Here is a 14,810-nt window from a genome sequence, read left to right on the forward strand (position 1 = left end):
GCTCCTTGTTAATTGTGAACGCCATGCAGATGCTGAGCGCGGGCCGGCGTAAAGCCTCGGCTATAGCGGGCGACGGCAAGATCGTCATACGGGATCGCCGGCGTACGCCCGGAGATCAGATCGCTGATCAGCTGGCCTGAACCGCAGGCCATGGTCCATCCCAGCGTGCCGTGGCCGGTGTTGAGCCACAGATTTTTATACGCCGTGCGGCCCACCACCGGCGTACCGTCCGGGGTCATCGGACGCAGTCCGGTCCAGAAGGTTGCCTGTTCAACGTGGCCGCCGCGCGGGAACAGATCGCGCACCACCATCTCCAGGGTTTCACGCCGCGGCTGCAGCAGTTCTTTATTAAATCCCACAATTTCCGCCATTCCGCCAACGCGAATACGCCTGTCGAAACGGGTGATGGCGATTTTGTAGGTTTCATCAAGGATAGTCGAAACCGGCGCGCCGTCTTCTTCCGCGATCGGAATCGTTAGCGAATAGCCTTTCAGCGGGTAGACCGGAATATCCACCAGCCCTTTCAGCATGGCCGTCGAATATGATCCGAATGCCATCACGTAAGCGTCGGCTTTGATGATTTCAGCGCCGCACTTCACGCCGGAGATGAGATCCCCTTCATAGAGCAGTTCATCCACCGGTGTATTAAAACGGAAAGTCACGCCCGCCTGTTCCGCCATCAGGGCCAGACGCGTGGTGAAAAGCTGGCAGTCGCCGGTTTCATCATTAGGTAAACGTAAACCGCCCGTCAGTTTATGGCTCACTTCCGCCAGCGCCGGTTCAACGTCCAGCAGGCGGTTTGCCTCCAGCAGCTGGTAAGGCACGCCCGCCTCCTGCAGTACCGCGATATCGCGGGTCGCGTTTTCGAACTGCTTGTCGGTGCGGAAAAGCTGCAGCGTGCCGCCCTGCCGGCCTTCATACTGGATACCGGTGCTCTCGCGCAGCGCCTTCAGGCAGTCGCGGCTGTACTCCGCCAGGCGCACCATACGTCCTTTGTTTTCCATATAGTGGCGAGTGTCGCAGTTGCGCAGCATCTGCCACATCCATTTCAGCTGGAACGGCGTGCCATCCAGCCCAATAGCCAGCGGCGCGTGGCGCTGGAACATCCACTTAATCGCCTTCAACGGTACGCCCGGCGCCGCCCACGGCGCAGCGTAGCCGGGAGAGATCTGCCCGGCGTTAGCGGCGCTGGTCTCTTCGGCCGGCCCCGGCTGACGATCGATAACCGTCACTTCATGTCCTGCCTGGCTTAAGTACCAGGCGCTAGCGACTCCAACTACCCCACTTCCCAGTATGACGACGCGCATAGCGGCTCCGTAATCGTTAAAGAACAATCATCTGATTACAAATTGATAACTCAGATGAAAATATTATTCAACATACGCTTTATTTATGGTGACTTATCTCACAGGGTTCTGCGCCAGCACTGCCCCCGTCGGTTTACCATCTCCTGCTGCGCCTCATTTTTCTACAGAATAAAATCCTGTTTAAACCGTAAAACAACGCCTTTAAGATTGTGAAATCGCGAAGAAAAGAAAATGCGGATGCACGCAGTTTGCGACGCCGTGTTCTATGCTTGTTAAGAGGTTTTCCGTACAGAGAGAACCATCAACAACGAGGGCGCGCTAATGGCTACGATTGATTCCATGAACAAGGACACAACCCGTTTAAGCGATGGACCCGACTGGACTTTTGAGCTGCTGGAGACCTATCTGGCAGAAGTCGATCGGGTGGCGAAGCTGTATCGTCTTGACACCTATCCGCACCAAATCGAAGTCATTACTTCCGAACAGATGATGGATGCCTACTCCAGCGTCGGGATGCCGATTAACTATCCGCACTGGTCGTTTGGTAAAAAATTCATTGAGACCGAACAGGCCTATAAGCACGGGCAACAGGGGCTGGCCTATGAAATCGTCATTAACTCCAACCCCTGTATCGCCTATTTGATGGAAGAGAACACCATCACCATGCAGGCGCTGGTGATGGCGCACGCCTGCTACGGGCACAACTCGTTTTTCAAAAATAACTACCTCTTTCGCAGTTGGACCGACGCCAGCTCCATCATCGACTATCTCATCTTCGCGCGTAAATACATCACCGAATGTGAAGAGCGCTACGGCGTTGATGAAGTCGAGAAGCTGCTCGACTCCTGCCACGCCTTGATGAACTACGGCGTTGACCGCTATAAACGCCCGCAGAAAATCTCGCTGCAGGAGGAAAAGGCGCGGCAAAAAAGCCGGGAAGAGTATCTGCAAAGCCAGGTGAATATGCTGTGGCGCACCCTGCCGAAGCGCGAAGAGGAAAAGACCATTGAAGCGGCACGCCGCTATCCCTCTGAGCCGCAGGAAAACCTGCTCTACTTTATGGAGAAAAACGCGCCCCTGCTGGAGCCATGGCAGCGTGAGATCCTGCGTATCGTGCGTAAGGTCAGCCAGTATTTTTATCCACAGAAGCAGACTCAGGTGATGAACGAAGGCTGGGCGACCTTCTGGCACTACACCATCCTGAATCATCTTTATGATGAAGGAAAAGTCACCGAGCGCTTTATGCTGGAGTTTCTGCACAGCCACACCAACGTGGTGTTCCAGCCGCCCTATAACAGCCAGTGGTATAGCGGCATTAACCCCTATGCGCTGGGTTTCGCCATGTTCCAGGATATCAAACGTATTTGTCAGTCGCCGACGGAAGAGGACAGGTACTGGTTCCCGGATATTGCCGGATCCGACTGGCTCGAAACCCTGCACTTCGCCATGCGCGATTTCAAGGATGAAAGCTTTATCAGCCAGTTCCTGTCGCCGAAAATCATGCGCGATTTCCGCTTCTTTACCGTGCTCGATGACGATCACAACAACTATCTGGAAATATCCGCCATTCATAATGAAGAGGGATATCGTGAGATTCGTTCGAAGCTTTCAGCGCAGTACAACCTGAGCAACCTCGAGCCGAACATTCAGGTATGGAATGTGGATCTGCGCGGCGACCGTTCGCTCACCCTGCGCTACGTGCCGCACAACCGCGTGCCGCTGGATAAAGGCCGCCGCGAGGTGCTGAAGCACGTCCACCGCCTGTGGGGATTTGACGTTCTTCTGGAGCAGCAAAACGCCGATGGTAGCGTTGAGCTGCTGGAACGTACGCCGCCGCGGCCCAATCCGCTGTAGCGCGTAAACAGCAAAACGCCCGGTGACAGCACCGGGCGTTGTTTATTCGTGGGCGGGGTCTAGCGCATATTAATCGCCAGGTCACCCGGCAAATTCTTCTGCATACGATGCCAAATCTCCCCGCTGTCATGCCCGTAGCGGCGAACGATTTCATAAACCTGTTCATGAAGCCCTTCTTCACATACTTTCGCCAGCTGATGATAGAAGCCGAGCGCCAGGCTACGCGCTTCCGGGTTGGCAAAATAGTGACGACCTATGCGGGTGTACAGACCTTTCATCCCGTTGAGGATCAGGCCGTAGATGGGGTTACCTGAAGCAAAGGCCAGACCGCGGAAGATATTATAATCCAGCTCGGCAAACGCATCGGCGTGGTCTTCAATTTCACGCGCGCTCGCCAGAACCTCCAGCGCCTTATCCGGGTGCTGACGGAAAGCGGTGCGGATAAAAATAGTCGAAATATTGGTACGCACGGACAGCAGATTATCAATCAGCTGCGGAACGCTGTCGTGATCGAGACGCGCGAGGGTTTCGAGAATATTCAGACCTGACGTTTCCCAGAAGTTGTTCACTTTGGTAGGCTTACCGTGCTGAATGGTTAACCAGCCATCGCGGGCCAGACGCTGCAACACTTCACGTAAGGTTGTACGGGTAACACCAATCAGTTCAGAAAGTTCACGTTCAGCGGGAAGAATTGAACCAGGAGGGAAGCGGTTATTCCAGATACTTTCAATGATGTACTCTTCAGCGAAACCCGCAGGGCTTTGCGCCTTAATGACCATAATAAGATTTCCATTACACAGCGTTGCTATTCGACTCATCATACCAGAGCGGCCATAAGGCAGATAGCGCCAGAAAGTAATTAAAAAGGGATCGCCGTTTCATTTTCAACTTTTCATTTCACACTTTCTGTGGCTAAAGAACGTGATGCGAAGAAAGTTGCGTCTCGTTTTGCGCAACTGGTAATCTTGCGTATAGTTACGCATAAAATCATGTTTCAGAATTTGACGGAGAAAGGATGTCTGTCGTGGAAATGTCGTATGGCCGCGCCCTGTGGCGCAACTTTCTTGGTCAGTCCCCGGACTGGTACAAACTCACTCTCATCATTTTCCTGATCGTTAATCCGCTGGTCTTTTATCTTCATCCGTTTATTGCCGGATGGCTGCTGGTTATCGAATTTATCTTCACCCTGGCGATGGCGCTTAAATGTTATCCGCTGCTGCCGGGCGGCCTGCTGGCTATTGAAGCGGTATTTATCGGTATGACCACGCCCGGGCATATTCGCGAAGAAGTGGCCAGTAATCTTGAAGTCCTGCTGCTGCTGATGTTTATGGTGGCGGGTATCTACTTCATGAAGCAGCTGCTGCTGTTCATCTTCACCCGTTTGCTGCTCGGCATTCGCAGCAAGATGCTGCTGTCGCTGGCGTTTTGCGTCGCGTCCGCTTTCCTCTCCGCCTTCCTCGACGCGTTGACCGTTGTCGCCGTCGTGATCAGCGTAGCCGTTGGCTTCTACGGTATTTATCACAAAGCCGCTTCGGCGCGGCCGGACGATGACAACATGCTCGACGACAGCCATATCGAGCAGCACTATCGCGATGTTCTGGAGCAGTTTCGCGGCTTCTTGCGCAGCCTGATGATGCACGCCGGGGTCGGCACCGCGCTCGGCGGCGTAATGACGATGGTCGGCGAACCGCAGAACCTGATTATTGCCAAAGCCGCGGGCTGGCACTTCGGTGAATTCTTCATACGCATGCTGCCGGTAAGCTTACCGGTGCTGGTATGCGGCCTGCTCACCTGCCTGCTGCTGGAGAAATTCCGCCTGTTTGGCTACGGCGAACCGCTGCCGCCTACGGTGCGCAAAGTGCTACAGGATTTCGACGATCGTAGCCGTCAGAGCCGCAGCCGTCAGGATCGCCTGCGTCTTATCGCCCAGGGGGTTATTGGCGTCTGGCTGATCGTCGCGCTGGCGCTGCATCTGGCGGAAGTCGGCCTGATTGGCCTGTCGGTCATCATTCTGGCAACGACTTTTTCCGGCGTCACCGATGAACACGCCATCGGCAAAGCGTTTACCGAAGCGCTGCCGTTTACCGCGCTGCTGACGGTCTTTTTTGCCGTCGTGGCGGTGATCATCGATCAGCACCTGTTTGCCCCGGTGATCGAATTTGTTCTCCAGGCCTCGCCGCACGCCCAGCTATCGCTGTTCTATCTGTTTAACGGCCTGCTATCGTCGATTTCGGATAACGTCTTCGTCGGCACCGTGTACATCAACGAAGTGAAGACGGCCCTGGAGCATGGGACGATCGGCCTGCCGCAGTTTGAGCTGCTGGCGGTGGCCATTAATACCGGTACTAACCTGCCATCCGTCGCCACGCCGAACGGTCAGGCCGCGTTTCTGTTCCTGCTCACCTCCGCGCTGGCCCCGCTGATTCGCCTCTCCTATGGCCGTATGGTGTGGATGGCGCTGCCGTATACTCTCGTCCTGACCCTGGTGGGCCTGGCGTGCGTCGAGTTTACCTTGATGCCGGCGACCCATTGGATGCTGGAGCAGGGTTGGCTGGTGACGCCTCAGCTGCTGAAGTAAAAAGCAATACCCGGATCAAAAATCCGGGTATTCCATATTCGCTTACGTAATATTTTCAGACTAGCTGCTGGCGTCGCTTCGGTTTTCGTTTACACTGCCATGATTTAGCATGTTCCAGGGAAATGATTATGTTGCGATATTTAAACCAGTGCTCAAGGGGACGCGGTGCCTGGCTCCTGATGGCGCTTACCGCGTTTGTTCTTGAATTGGTTGCTTTGTGGTTCCAGCACGTCATGCTGCTGCAACCCTGCGTACTCTGTATTTACGAACGCTGCGCGCTTTTTGGCATTATGGGTGCCGGTATTGTCGGCGCCATCGCGCCAAAATCGCCTCTGCGCTATGTGGCGATCCTTATCTGGCTCTACAGCGCCCTGCGCGGGCTGCAGCTGGCATGGGAACACACCATGATTCAGCTTCACCCTTCCCCCTTCCAGACCTGCGATTTCGCCGCTCGTTTCCCCACGTGGCTGCCGCTGGATAAATGGCTGCCTCAGGTATTTGTCGCCACCGGTGACTGCTCCGTACGCCAGTGGGAATTCCTGACGCTGGAAATGCCGCAGTGGCTGGTCGGGATCTTCGCCGCCTATCTGGTTGTCGGCGCGCTGGTGCTTATCGCACAGCCGTTTAAACCTAAAAAGCGCGATCTGTTTGGCCGCTAAGAACGATTGCTGATAAAGCGCTCCTCCGGGAGCGTTTTTTTTGCCTGCACGTTGACGTCGGTCACATAAAGTTGCATATTAAATGCAACTTATCGATGTTAACTAAGGAGCACATGATGTCTCATTTGCGTATTCCCGCTAGCTGGAAGGTAAAACGCTCCACCCCATTCTTTACCAAACAGAACGTCCCTGCCGCTCTGCTGACGCACCACAACACCGCTGCGGGTGTTTTCGGCCAGCTTTGCGTGATGGAAGGTACGGTAACCTATTATGGCTTCGCCGACGAACAGGCGACAGAGCCTGAAGCAAAGGTCGTTATCAACGCCGGACAGTTCGCGACCAGCCCGCCGCAGTACTGGCACCGCATTGAACTTAGCGACGACGCGCAGTTCAATATTAACTTTTGGGTTGCAGATGACGCCGACGGTGAAAGCGGGCTATTCCACGCGAAGAAAGGCTAACTGAGCGCCTACTGCGCCCAGTCTGGTTTGTTCAGGATATGATCCTGCCAGTCAACCACCGTGGATTCTTTCACAGCAATATGGCGAACGGAGATGCGTTCGCCATGCATCGCCGCCTTCGAACCGGTTAACAGCGGGTGCCAGTGCGGCAGCGGTTGACCTTCCGCCAGCAGACGATAGGCGCAGGTCGGCGGCAGCCATTCAAACGTAGGCAGGTTGTCGCGGGTGAGCTTAATGCAGTCCGGTTCATATTCGAAACGGCGCTCATAGTTACGGCACTGGCAGGTTTTGATATTAAGCTGACGGCAGGCGACGTTGGTGAAGTAGATTTCGTCGGTATCCTCATCCATCAGCTTATGCAGGCAGCACTGTCCGCAGCCGTCGCAAAGTGATTCCCACTCCGCATCGCTCATTTCATCCAGTGTTTTGTGTTGCCAGAAAGGTTGTTCGCTCATTGGGATGTCCGTCATTGCAGTTCAGGGTGCACCTTATAACCAGTCTGGCACGCCGATGCAAGTTTTGCCGCCCGGAGAAGGCGGCAAGCGGTCGTTACAGCACGCGGGTGGTCAGCGAAAACCCGTTAAAACCGACTTCCAGCTCGTCGCCGCTGGCGAGCGGCCCCACGCCTTCCGGGGTGCCGGTCAGCACCACATCACCGGCTTTCAGGGTGAAGAAGCGCGACATATAGGCGATCAGCGGCACAATTTTATGAATCATGTCGGCCGTCGTGCCCTGCTGGCGCACCTCGCCGTTTATCTTCAGGCTCAGCGGCGTATTCTGCGCGTCGCCGTGAAATTCGCCGGCGGGAATAAACCCCGAAATCGGGCAGGAGTTATCAAAGCCTTTCGCCTTTTCCCACGGTTGCCCGGCTTTTTTCATTTTGCCCTGCAGATCGCGCAGAGTGAGGTCCAGCGCCACGCCATAGCCGGCGATGGCTTTGAGCACATGTTCGTCCGTCGCCTGACGCAGCGTGCCGCCAATCAGCACCGCCAGCTCAACCTCGTGGTGCACCGACCCCAGCCCCTCAGGAAGCACCAACGGCTGGCGGATGTCGCATAGCGCCGTCTCAGGTTTAATAAACAGCACCGGCTCTTCCGGCGTCGCACTGCCCATCTCCTTGATGTGTTTTGCGTAGTTGCTGCCCACGCACACCACTTTGCTTACCGGATAATCCAGTAGCGCACCCTGCCAGTTATGATGTTGGTACATTGTTTTCCCTCTGTGGGTTAATCAGATTTATTCCCCTGTTCCGCCAGGTGTTTCTTGAGTAAATTTTCAGACGGAGGAGGGAGCTGAAGGTAATAGCCCTGATCGGCCAGCGCCTGTTTCACTTTATCCAAATCGGCGTGGATGAGTTTTTTTCGCCCATCGAGCGGTAAAATCATTGCCAGTTTGGGCGTACCGAAGCTATACATTAATTCGTCAGGAACGCGGGAGAAATCGTCCTTTTTTTCGACATATAAATAGGTTTGCTCACGTTTAGTACTTCGATAGATCACACAAAACATAGTTTTACTCGGAATTAGACCTGTGGTCACTTGCCTCTATATATGAGTGACTATAACATGCCTTTTAGTCTTCGGAATATCACCGCACTTCAGCGAGTGATAAACAGCAAATTGAGTAAGGCCAGGATGTCAAATACGCCAATCGAACTTAAGGGCAGTAGCTTCACCTTATCTGTGATTCATTTGCACGATGCAAATCCCGAGGTTATTCGTCAGGCGTTAGAAGACAAAATCGCCCAGGCTCCCGCCTTTTTACGTCATGCCCCCGTGGTGGTGAATATCAGCAGCATTGAAGATGACGTCGACTGGCGCCCTCTTCATGAGGCTATCGCGGCTACCGGTCTGCGTATTATGGGCGTAAGCGGATGTAAACTTCCTCGGCTGAAAACCGAAATTGACCGCGCCGGGATCCCTTTATTAACCGAAGGGAAAGAAAAAATTACCCGTCAGGCCGCGCCAGAACCCGTTGCCCCGCCGCCAGCTGTTAATCAGATCACAAAAACGCGCTTGATCGATCAGCCGGTACGTTCCGGTCAGCGTATTTATGCGCCACACTGTGATCTAATTGTTACAAACCATGTGAGTGCCGGGGCTGAACTTATTGCCGATGGTAATATCCATGTATATGGCATGATGCGGGGACGTGCGCTTGCCGGCGCCGGCGGCGACAGAGACGCCCAAATATTTTGCAGCAACCTCTCGGCGGAACTGGTTTCCATCGCCGGGGAATACTGGCTGAGTGATAACATTCCGGCCGAATTTTATGGCAAAGCGGCCCGTCTACGTTTAGACGACAGCGCTTTGACGATTCAATCGTTGAATTAATCCCTTTTTAACAAGGAATTTCTATGGCACGCATTATTGTTGTGACTTCGGGTAAAGGAGGCGTTGGCAAGACCACCTCCAGCGCGGCCATCGCTACTGGTTTGGCCCAGAAGGGAAAGAAAACGGTCGTTATCGACTTCGACATCGGCCTGCGTAACCTCGATCTGATCATGGGCTGTGAACGCCGGGTCGTTTATGACTTCGTCAACGTCATCCAGGGCGATGCCACGTTGAACCAGGCGCTGATTAAAGACAAGCGCACGGAGAACCTCTACATCCTTCCGGCCTCCCAGACGCGTGACAAAGACGCCCTGACCCGCGAAGGCGTAGACAAAGTTCTCGAAGAACTGAAAAAAATGGATTTTGATTTTATCGTCTGTGACTCCCCTGCAGGCATCGAAACCGGTGCGCTGATGGCGCTGTACTTCGCTGATGAAGCCATCATCACCACCAACCCGGAAGTCTCCTCCGTTCGCGACTCCGACCGTATCCTTGGCATCCTGGCCTCCAAATCCCGCCGCGCGGAAAGGGGCGAAGATCCGATTAAAGAGCATCTGCTGCTGACGCGCTATAACCCAGGCCGCGTGAACAAAGGTGACATGCTGAGCATGGAAGACGTGCTGGAAATTCTGCGCATCAATCTGGTGGGCGTGATTCCGGAAGATCAGTCCGTGCTGCGCGCGTCTAACCAGGGCGAACCGGTTATTCTGGATGACGCCTCGGATGCGGGTAAAGCCTATGCCGATACCGTTGAACGTCTGCTCGGAGAAGAACGCCCTTTCCGCTTCGTAGAAGAAGAGAAGAAAGGTTTCCTCAAACGCCTGTTCGGAGGATAAATTATGGCATTACTCGACTTTTTTCTCTCGCGGAAAAAGAACACGGCCAACATTGCGAAAGAGCGCCTGCAAATTATCGTCGCGGAGCGCCGCCGCGGCGACGCTGAACCGCACTATCTTCCGCAGCTGCGCAAAGACATTCTCGAAGTGATTTGCAAGTATGTGCAAATCGACCCGGAAATGGTCAGCGTACAGCTGGAGCAGAGGGACGGTGATATTTCGATTCTGGAGCTGAACGTGACCCTGCCGGAAACTGAAGAGTCGAAGTCCTGAGCCTGAAGGTATAAAAAAACCGGCAACGCTGCGCGAAGCCGGTTTTTCACTATGCCGTTCGGCGCTAGCGCGGGTAGTCGCTCAATAGCGCATTCAGGCGATCGGCCATCAATTCTCCGCGCCAGCCGGAAACCAGTTCAGGCTGCCCGTTGCCGTTTTTAAGCCCCCAGTGCCAGTTCAGCAGCTGGTTAATCTGTCTTCTTGAGGCCAGCAGCTCCGCGCTGAGGCCCTTCTCGGCGCTCACGGTCTGCACAAGCGCTTTGATATCCTTAAACAGCTTGCGGTAGCCCGGCATGTCGATCAGGTTCTGCAGCGGCTCTGGCAGCGCCTCTTCCGGCAGCGCCTGCGCTTTCTCGACGAGGCCGATCAGCGTCTTGCCGTGGAAACGAATTTCGCTGCCCGAGAGTCCGAGGCTGTCAAGCTCCCCGAGGCTGGTGGGCATATAGCGCGCCACGTTCCACAAATGCTCTTCCCGGATCACAAAGTTGACGGCCAGGTCGCGCTCGCGCGCTTTGCGCAGACGCCACTCCGCCAGCAGCTGCAGGCAGCCCAGCTGACGAGTACGCAGCTGCCAGGCATTACCGATATCGCGCCACGCCTCGGCGGGATCCTGAATCTCCTGACGCCGCTGCTGCATCAGCTGACATTCATCCAGGGCGGCGGAGAGCCAGCCTGCGCTGTCGGTTTCAGCCATCAGCTTTCCGGCAATCGGCAGCAGGTACCAGACGTCGGCGGCAGCATAAATGCACTGGCGTTCGGTCAGCGGGCGCGCCAGCCAGTCGGTGCGGGACTCGCTCTTGTCCAGCGCCACGCCGGTAAACTCTTCCACCATCGACGCAAAGCCCCACGACATCGGGCGGCCGCAAAAAGCGGCGAGAATTTGCGTGTCGATCAGCGGCTGCGGCATCAAATGAAAAGCATTGAGGAATACTTCCAGATCTTCACTGCCGGCGTGCAGAAATTTGGTCACATCTTTATTCAGCAGCAGTTCACGCATCGGTTCCCAGTCGGTGATGACCAGCGGGTCAATCAGCGAAACCTGGCTGCCGTCGAACAGCTGGAGCAGACCGAGCTGCGGGTAGTAGGTACGAGTACGGACAAATTCCGTATCCAGCGCGATGGCGGAAACCGCGCTTGCCGCGTCGCAGACGGCGCGAAGGCCATCGTTGGTGGTGATCATCTGATAGTTCAAATCATACTCTCTTAACTTGCGCCCATAAAAAACGCCGGCTTAGCCGGCGTCTGGCGATTCACTCTTAGCTCAGGCTTTATTGTCTACTTTAGCACGGGCTTCGTCACGCAGTTCTCGACGTAAAATTTTCCCGACGTTGGATTTCGGCAGCTCATCGCGAAACTCCACCAGCTTCGGCACCTTGTAGCCGGTTAGCTGGCGACGGCAGAAAGCGATCAGCATCTCTTCCGTCAGCGCCGGATCTTTCTTGACCACGAAAATCTTCACCGCTTCACCGCTGCTGCCGGACGGCACGCCGACCGCGGCCACTTCCTGAACCCCGGCGTGCTGCATCACCACATCTTCGATTTCATTCGGATAGACGTTGAAGCCCGAGACAAGAATCATATCTTTTTTGCGATCGACGATACGCAGGAAACCCTCTTCATCCATCACCGCGATATCGCCGGTATGCAGCCAGCCGTCCTTGATAATTTCAGCGGTCGCGTCCGGACGCTGCCAGTAGCCCAGCATCACCTGCGGCCCTTTCACGCACAGCTCCCCCGGTTCTCCCGGCGCGACTTCATTATCGTCATCATCCACCAGCTTCGCTTCGGTGGAGGGCACCGGCAGGCCGATACTGCCGCTGTGATAATCGATATCGTGCGGATTGACGCTCACCAGCGGCGCGCACTCCGTCAGGCCATAGCCTTCCAGCAGATACTGCCCGGTCAGCTTAACCCAGCGCTCCGCCACCACCTGCTGTACCGGCATTCCGCCGCCGGCGGAGAGATGCAGTGAAGAGAAATCGAGCTGCTGAAACTCTTTGTTATTGAGCAGCGCGTTAAACAGGGTGTTGACCCCGGTCATCGCGGTGAAGGGGTATTTCGCCAGCTCTTTGACCAGGCCTGGAATATCGCGCGGATTGGTGATCAGCAGGTTCTGCCCGCCCAGCTCTATAAACAGCAGACAGTTCATGGTCAGGGCAAAAATGTGGTACAGCGGTAGCGCGGTAACAACCAGCTCTTTACCGCGGTGCAGCAGCGGCCCGTAGGTGCCGTTGACCTGCTCAAGGTTCGCCAGCATATTACGATGAGTCAGCATCGCCCCCTTCGCCACGCCGGTGGTCCCGCCGGTGTACTGGAGAAAAGCGAGATCCTGAGAGACGATTTCCGGCTTAATGTACTGCATACGGTAGCCATGCTGCAGCGCGCTGCGAAACGAGATGGCGTCCGGCAGATGATATTTTGGCACCAGCCGTTTGATGTACTTCACCACAAAGTTAACCAGCGTCCCTTTCGCCGTGGAAAGCTGATCGCCCATGCGGGTTAAGATCACGTGCTTGACCTGGGTTTTATCAACCACCTTTTCCAGGGTATGCGCGAAGTTGGAAACGATCACAATGGCGGCGGCGCCGCTGTCGTTGAGCTGGTGCTCCAGTTCGCGCGGGGTGTAGAGCGGATTAACGTTTACCACGATCATGCCGGCGCGCAGAATACCAAACAGCGCCACCGGATACTGCAGCAGGTTAGGCATCATCAGGGCGACGCGGTCGCCTTTTTGCAGTCCTAACCCTTCCTGTAGATAAGCGGCGAACGCCCGACTGCGCTCCTCCAGCTTACGGTAGGTCATCACCTCGCCCATATTGATAAAGGCCGGCTGATCGGCATAGCGGCGGACGGCGTGTTCAAACAGTTCAACCAGGGATTGATAGCGGTCAGGGTTTATCTCCGCAGGAACGTCCGCGGGATAACGGTTTAGCCAAACCTTTTTCACTGCATCACCTCTGAAATAGTTATTCGTCGTCATCACAGCCCCTGATCAACAAACATTTTGTTAACATTATATTAACTCAGCGTACCAGTTTATTAATTAGCCGTTGTACAGGTTGCGAAGCGCGTCACTATTTATTTTTCTTATTTGACTGAAAACGAAGAAACAGCGGACCAGCCGCTGTTTCTTTTTGCTTACAAAGACTACAAAATCATTCGGTTACAACGTTTCTGACTTCGGCAGGACCGGGGTTATACCAGCCCCAGCCGCCGTACCCGTAGCCCCACGGACGCGGGCCGAACATCCACGGGTCCATCATCGGCTGCGGCGGCATGACCACCTGCTGGACTACGTTCCAGCGTTTGTAGCCAGTGGCGTTCATCAGCATGAATTTATACGGCGTATTGCCCACTTTACCGTCGACGACGCCGACGATCGGGCCAACCACGGTAACCAGCTGTCCGCGAAAATCCACCGGGTCGATAAAGCCGTTCACGTCGGCAAAAATACGCCCGCGCGACGCTTCGCCCAGCTCCGGACGCGCGGCGTCGTCAAGCTGAACGGTGGCAATTTCCAGGCGAGTTTTACCCTGCTGATTCTGCACGCTGACGACCTTACCGCCAAAACGCGCTTCCTGACCGACATACAGCTGCGGCGCGTTCATCACGCGGACTAAATCCTGCTGCGGCGTCGGGGTGGTGCCCTTAATGGCATCCGGCACCGAAGCGCACCCGCTCAGCGCAGCAACGACTGCTGCCGCGACTAACCAACGCACTACCCTTTTTTGACCCGCCATGACGCGACTCCTTCCTTCTTCTCAGACATATAGTTACTGAGATTCACTCGCGGCCAGGAAGTTTCTTCCACGCCACTTCATTACGTAAATAAACTGGCTCAGCGTGTTCGACGGCCACGGTTTTTCCCGCCGTAAACAGGTGGCAGGCCAGCGGCAGCATATCCTGCGCTTCAGGCAGCTGAATGTCGCCATCGACGAGCGTTAAACCGCAGTCGCGAGCCATATCCGGCCACGCCTTCCAGCCAGTGCCCACGGTGGCCCACTCGCCTTCCAGCCGCTGAAGCCGCTCGCGAACCGCTTCCGGCTTCAGCACCGCCTCGCTCTCTTCGCCGTGCCAGACGCCCTGCTCATCGCGCTGATATTCCGCCCAGTAGACTTCGCCCATTCTGGCGTCGATGGCCGCCAGCACGCGGGTGGCGCCGTTTTTCCGCCACGCGCCCTGCGCCATGGTCGCCAGCGTAGATACGCCGATCATCGGCAGCCCGGCCCCCAGCGCCAGCCCCTGCGCGATACCGATGCCGATACGCACGCCGGTGAAGCTCCCCGGCCCGCGGCCAAAGGCCAGCGCATCAAGCTCGGTCAATAGCGTTCCGCTTTCATTGAGGACATCCTGCACCAGGGGCAGGATTCGTTGGGTATGTTCACGGGGGCAGATTTCAAAATGAGCACTGAGGGTGCCATCATTCCACAGCGCCGCGGAGCAGGCCTCCGTGGCGGTATCGATAGCTAAAATTCGCATGGGTTGTCGCGCTCTCGCTCTAGCAGATTG

16 protein-coding genes are annotated in these 14,810 nt (G+C 55.6%); 7 read left to right on the forward strand and 9 right to left on the reverse strand.

Annotation, left to right across the window (positions count from 1 at the left end):
* Positions 1 to 8: 8 nt before the first annotated feature.
* Positions 9 to 1,307, reverse strand: a complete 1,299-nt coding sequence (locus ABLU67_RS14955) for a D-amino acid dehydrogenase (protein ID WP_025106152.1) — start codon at positions 1,305 to 1,307, stop codon at positions 9 to 11.
* 321 nt (positions 1,308 to 1,628) lie between these two features.
* On the opposite strand from ABLU67_RS14955, the gene ABLU67_RS14960 reads away from it, so the two are divergent.
* Positions 1,629 to 3,161, forward strand: a complete 1,533-nt coding sequence (locus ABLU67_RS14960; RefSeq protein WP_004138526.1) for a SpoVR family protein — start codon at positions 1,629 to 1,631, stop codon at positions 3,159 to 3,161.
* 59 nt (positions 3,162 to 3,220) lie between these two features.
* Here ABLU67_RS14960 and fadR read toward each other — a convergent pair whose 3' ends face one another.
* Entirely contained in the window at positions 3,221 to 3,940 is a 720-nt protein-coding gene (gene fadR, locus ABLU67_RS14965; protein ID WP_004851987.1) for a fatty acid metabolism transcriptional regulator FadR, read from the reverse strand.
* A gap of 245 nt (positions 3,941 to 4,185) precedes the next feature.
* Between fadR and nhaB the strand changes: the two genes are divergently transcribed.
* The 3 genes from nhaB to ABLU67_RS14980 all read left to right on the forward strand — a co-directional run bounded on the left by nhaB (position 4,186) and on the right by ABLU67_RS14980 (position 6,859).
* A complete protein-coding gene (gene nhaB, locus ABLU67_RS14970; RefSeq protein WP_348852384.1) occupies positions 4,186 to 5,739 on the forward strand; it encodes a sodium/proton antiporter NhaB in 1,554 nt (517 codons plus the stop codon).
* A gap of 128 nt (positions 5,740 to 5,867) precedes the next feature.
* Positions 5,868 to 6,398 (forward strand): disulfide bond formation protein DsbB, encoded by a 531-nt coding sequence (gene dsbB / locus ABLU67_RS14975; RefSeq protein WP_025106150.1) that lies wholly within the window; start codon positions 5,868 to 5,870, stop codon positions 6,396 to 6,398.
* Positions 6,399 to 6,514: 116 nt separating this feature from the next.
* Positions 6,515 to 6,859: a DUF1971 domain-containing protein gene (locus ABLU67_RS14980; protein ID WP_004103255.1), complete on the forward strand. Its 345-nt coding sequence runs from the start codon at positions 6,515 to 6,517 to the stop codon at positions 6,857 to 6,859.
* An 8-nt stretch (positions 6,860 to 6,867) separates the two neighbouring features.
* On the opposite strand, the gene ABLU67_RS14985 is transcribed toward ABLU67_RS14980, so the two are convergent.
* From ABLU67_RS14985 to ABLU67_RS14995, 3 genes are all read right to left on the reverse strand, one after another.
* The gene (locus ABLU67_RS14985) at positions 6,868 to 7,314 is read right to left on the reverse strand and encodes a YcgN family cysteine cluster protein (protein WP_004851995.1); all 447 of its coding nucleotides are present in this window, start codon (positions 7,312 to 7,314) and stop codon (positions 6,868 to 6,870) included.
* Positions 7,315 to 7,408: 94 nt separating this feature from the next.
* Positions 7,409 to 8,068, reverse strand: coding sequence for a fumarylacetoacetate hydrolase family protein (locus ABLU67_RS14990; RefSeq protein WP_102802992.1), 660 nt, complete (start codon positions 8,066 to 8,068; stop codon positions 7,409 to 7,411).
* A 17-nt stretch (positions 8,069 to 8,085) separates the two neighbouring features.
* A complete protein-coding gene (locus tag ABLU67_RS14995) occupies positions 8,086 to 8,367 on the reverse strand; it encodes a YcgL domain-containing protein (protein WP_004138522.1) in 282 nt (93 codons plus the stop codon).
* 126 nt (positions 8,368 to 8,493) lie between these two features.
* Between ABLU67_RS14995 and minC the strand changes: the two genes are divergently transcribed.
* Genes minC through minE form a run of 3 tightly spaced genes read left to right on the forward strand, consistent with a single transcriptional unit; the run spans position 8,494 to position 10,301 of the window.
* Complete coding sequence (minC, locus tag ABLU67_RS15000) at positions 8,494 to 9,192, forward strand: septum site-determining protein MinC (RefSeq protein WP_004852000.1); 699 nt, start codon at positions 8,494 to 8,496, stop codon at positions 9,190 to 9,192.
* Positions 9,193 to 9,215: 23 nt separating this feature from the next.
* The gene (gene minD, locus ABLU67_RS15005) at positions 9,216 to 10,028 is read left to right on the forward strand and encodes a septum site-determining protein MinD (protein ID WP_004103267.1); all 813 of its coding nucleotides are present in this window, start codon (positions 9,216 to 9,218) and stop codon (positions 10,026 to 10,028) included.
* 3 nt (positions 10,029 to 10,031) lie between these two features.
* Positions 10,032 to 10,301 (forward strand): cell division topological specificity factor MinE, encoded by a 270-nt coding sequence (gene minE / locus ABLU67_RS15010; RefSeq protein WP_002910902.1) that lies wholly within the window; start codon positions 10,032 to 10,034, stop codon positions 10,299 to 10,301.
* Positions 10,302 to 10,365: 64 nt separating this feature from the next.
* On the opposite strand, the gene rnd is transcribed toward minE, so the two are convergent.
* The 4 genes from rnd to tsaB form a co-directional block, all read right to left on the reverse strand.
* Positions 10,366 to 11,481, reverse strand: a complete 1,116-nt coding sequence (gene rnd, locus ABLU67_RS15015; protein WP_221687218.1) for a ribonuclease D — start codon at positions 11,479 to 11,481, stop codon at positions 10,366 to 10,368.
* A gap of 81 nt (positions 11,482 to 11,562) precedes the next feature.
* Positions 11,563 to 13,248 carry a long-chain-fatty-acid--CoA ligase FadD gene (gene fadD, locus ABLU67_RS15020; protein ID WP_014229806.1) on the reverse strand — a complete coding sequence of 562 codons (1,686 nt, stop codon included), beginning with the start codon at positions 13,246 to 13,248 and terminating at the stop codon, positions 11,563 to 11,565.
* 208 nt (positions 13,249 to 13,456) lie between these two features.
* Positions 13,457 to 14,041 (reverse strand): Slp family lipoprotein, encoded by a 585-nt coding sequence (locus tag ABLU67_RS15025; RefSeq protein ID WP_004852007.1) that lies wholly within the window; start codon positions 14,039 to 14,041, stop codon positions 13,457 to 13,459.
* A 43-nt stretch (positions 14,042 to 14,084) separates the two neighbouring features.
* Positions 14,085 to 14,780 (reverse strand): tRNA (adenosine(37)-N6)-threonylcarbamoyltransferase complex dimerization subunit type 1 TsaB, encoded by a 696-nt coding sequence (tsaB, locus tag ABLU67_RS15030; RefSeq protein ID WP_064377671.1) that lies wholly within the window; start codon positions 14,778 to 14,780, stop codon positions 14,085 to 14,087.
* Positions 14,781 to 14,810: the final 30 nt, after the last annotated feature.

Source organism: Klebsiella sp. GN_Kp190 (assembly GCF_040061795.1).
GTDB lineage: Bacteria > Pseudomonadota > Gammaproteobacteria > Enterobacterales > Enterobacteriaceae > Klebsiella > Klebsiella michiganensis.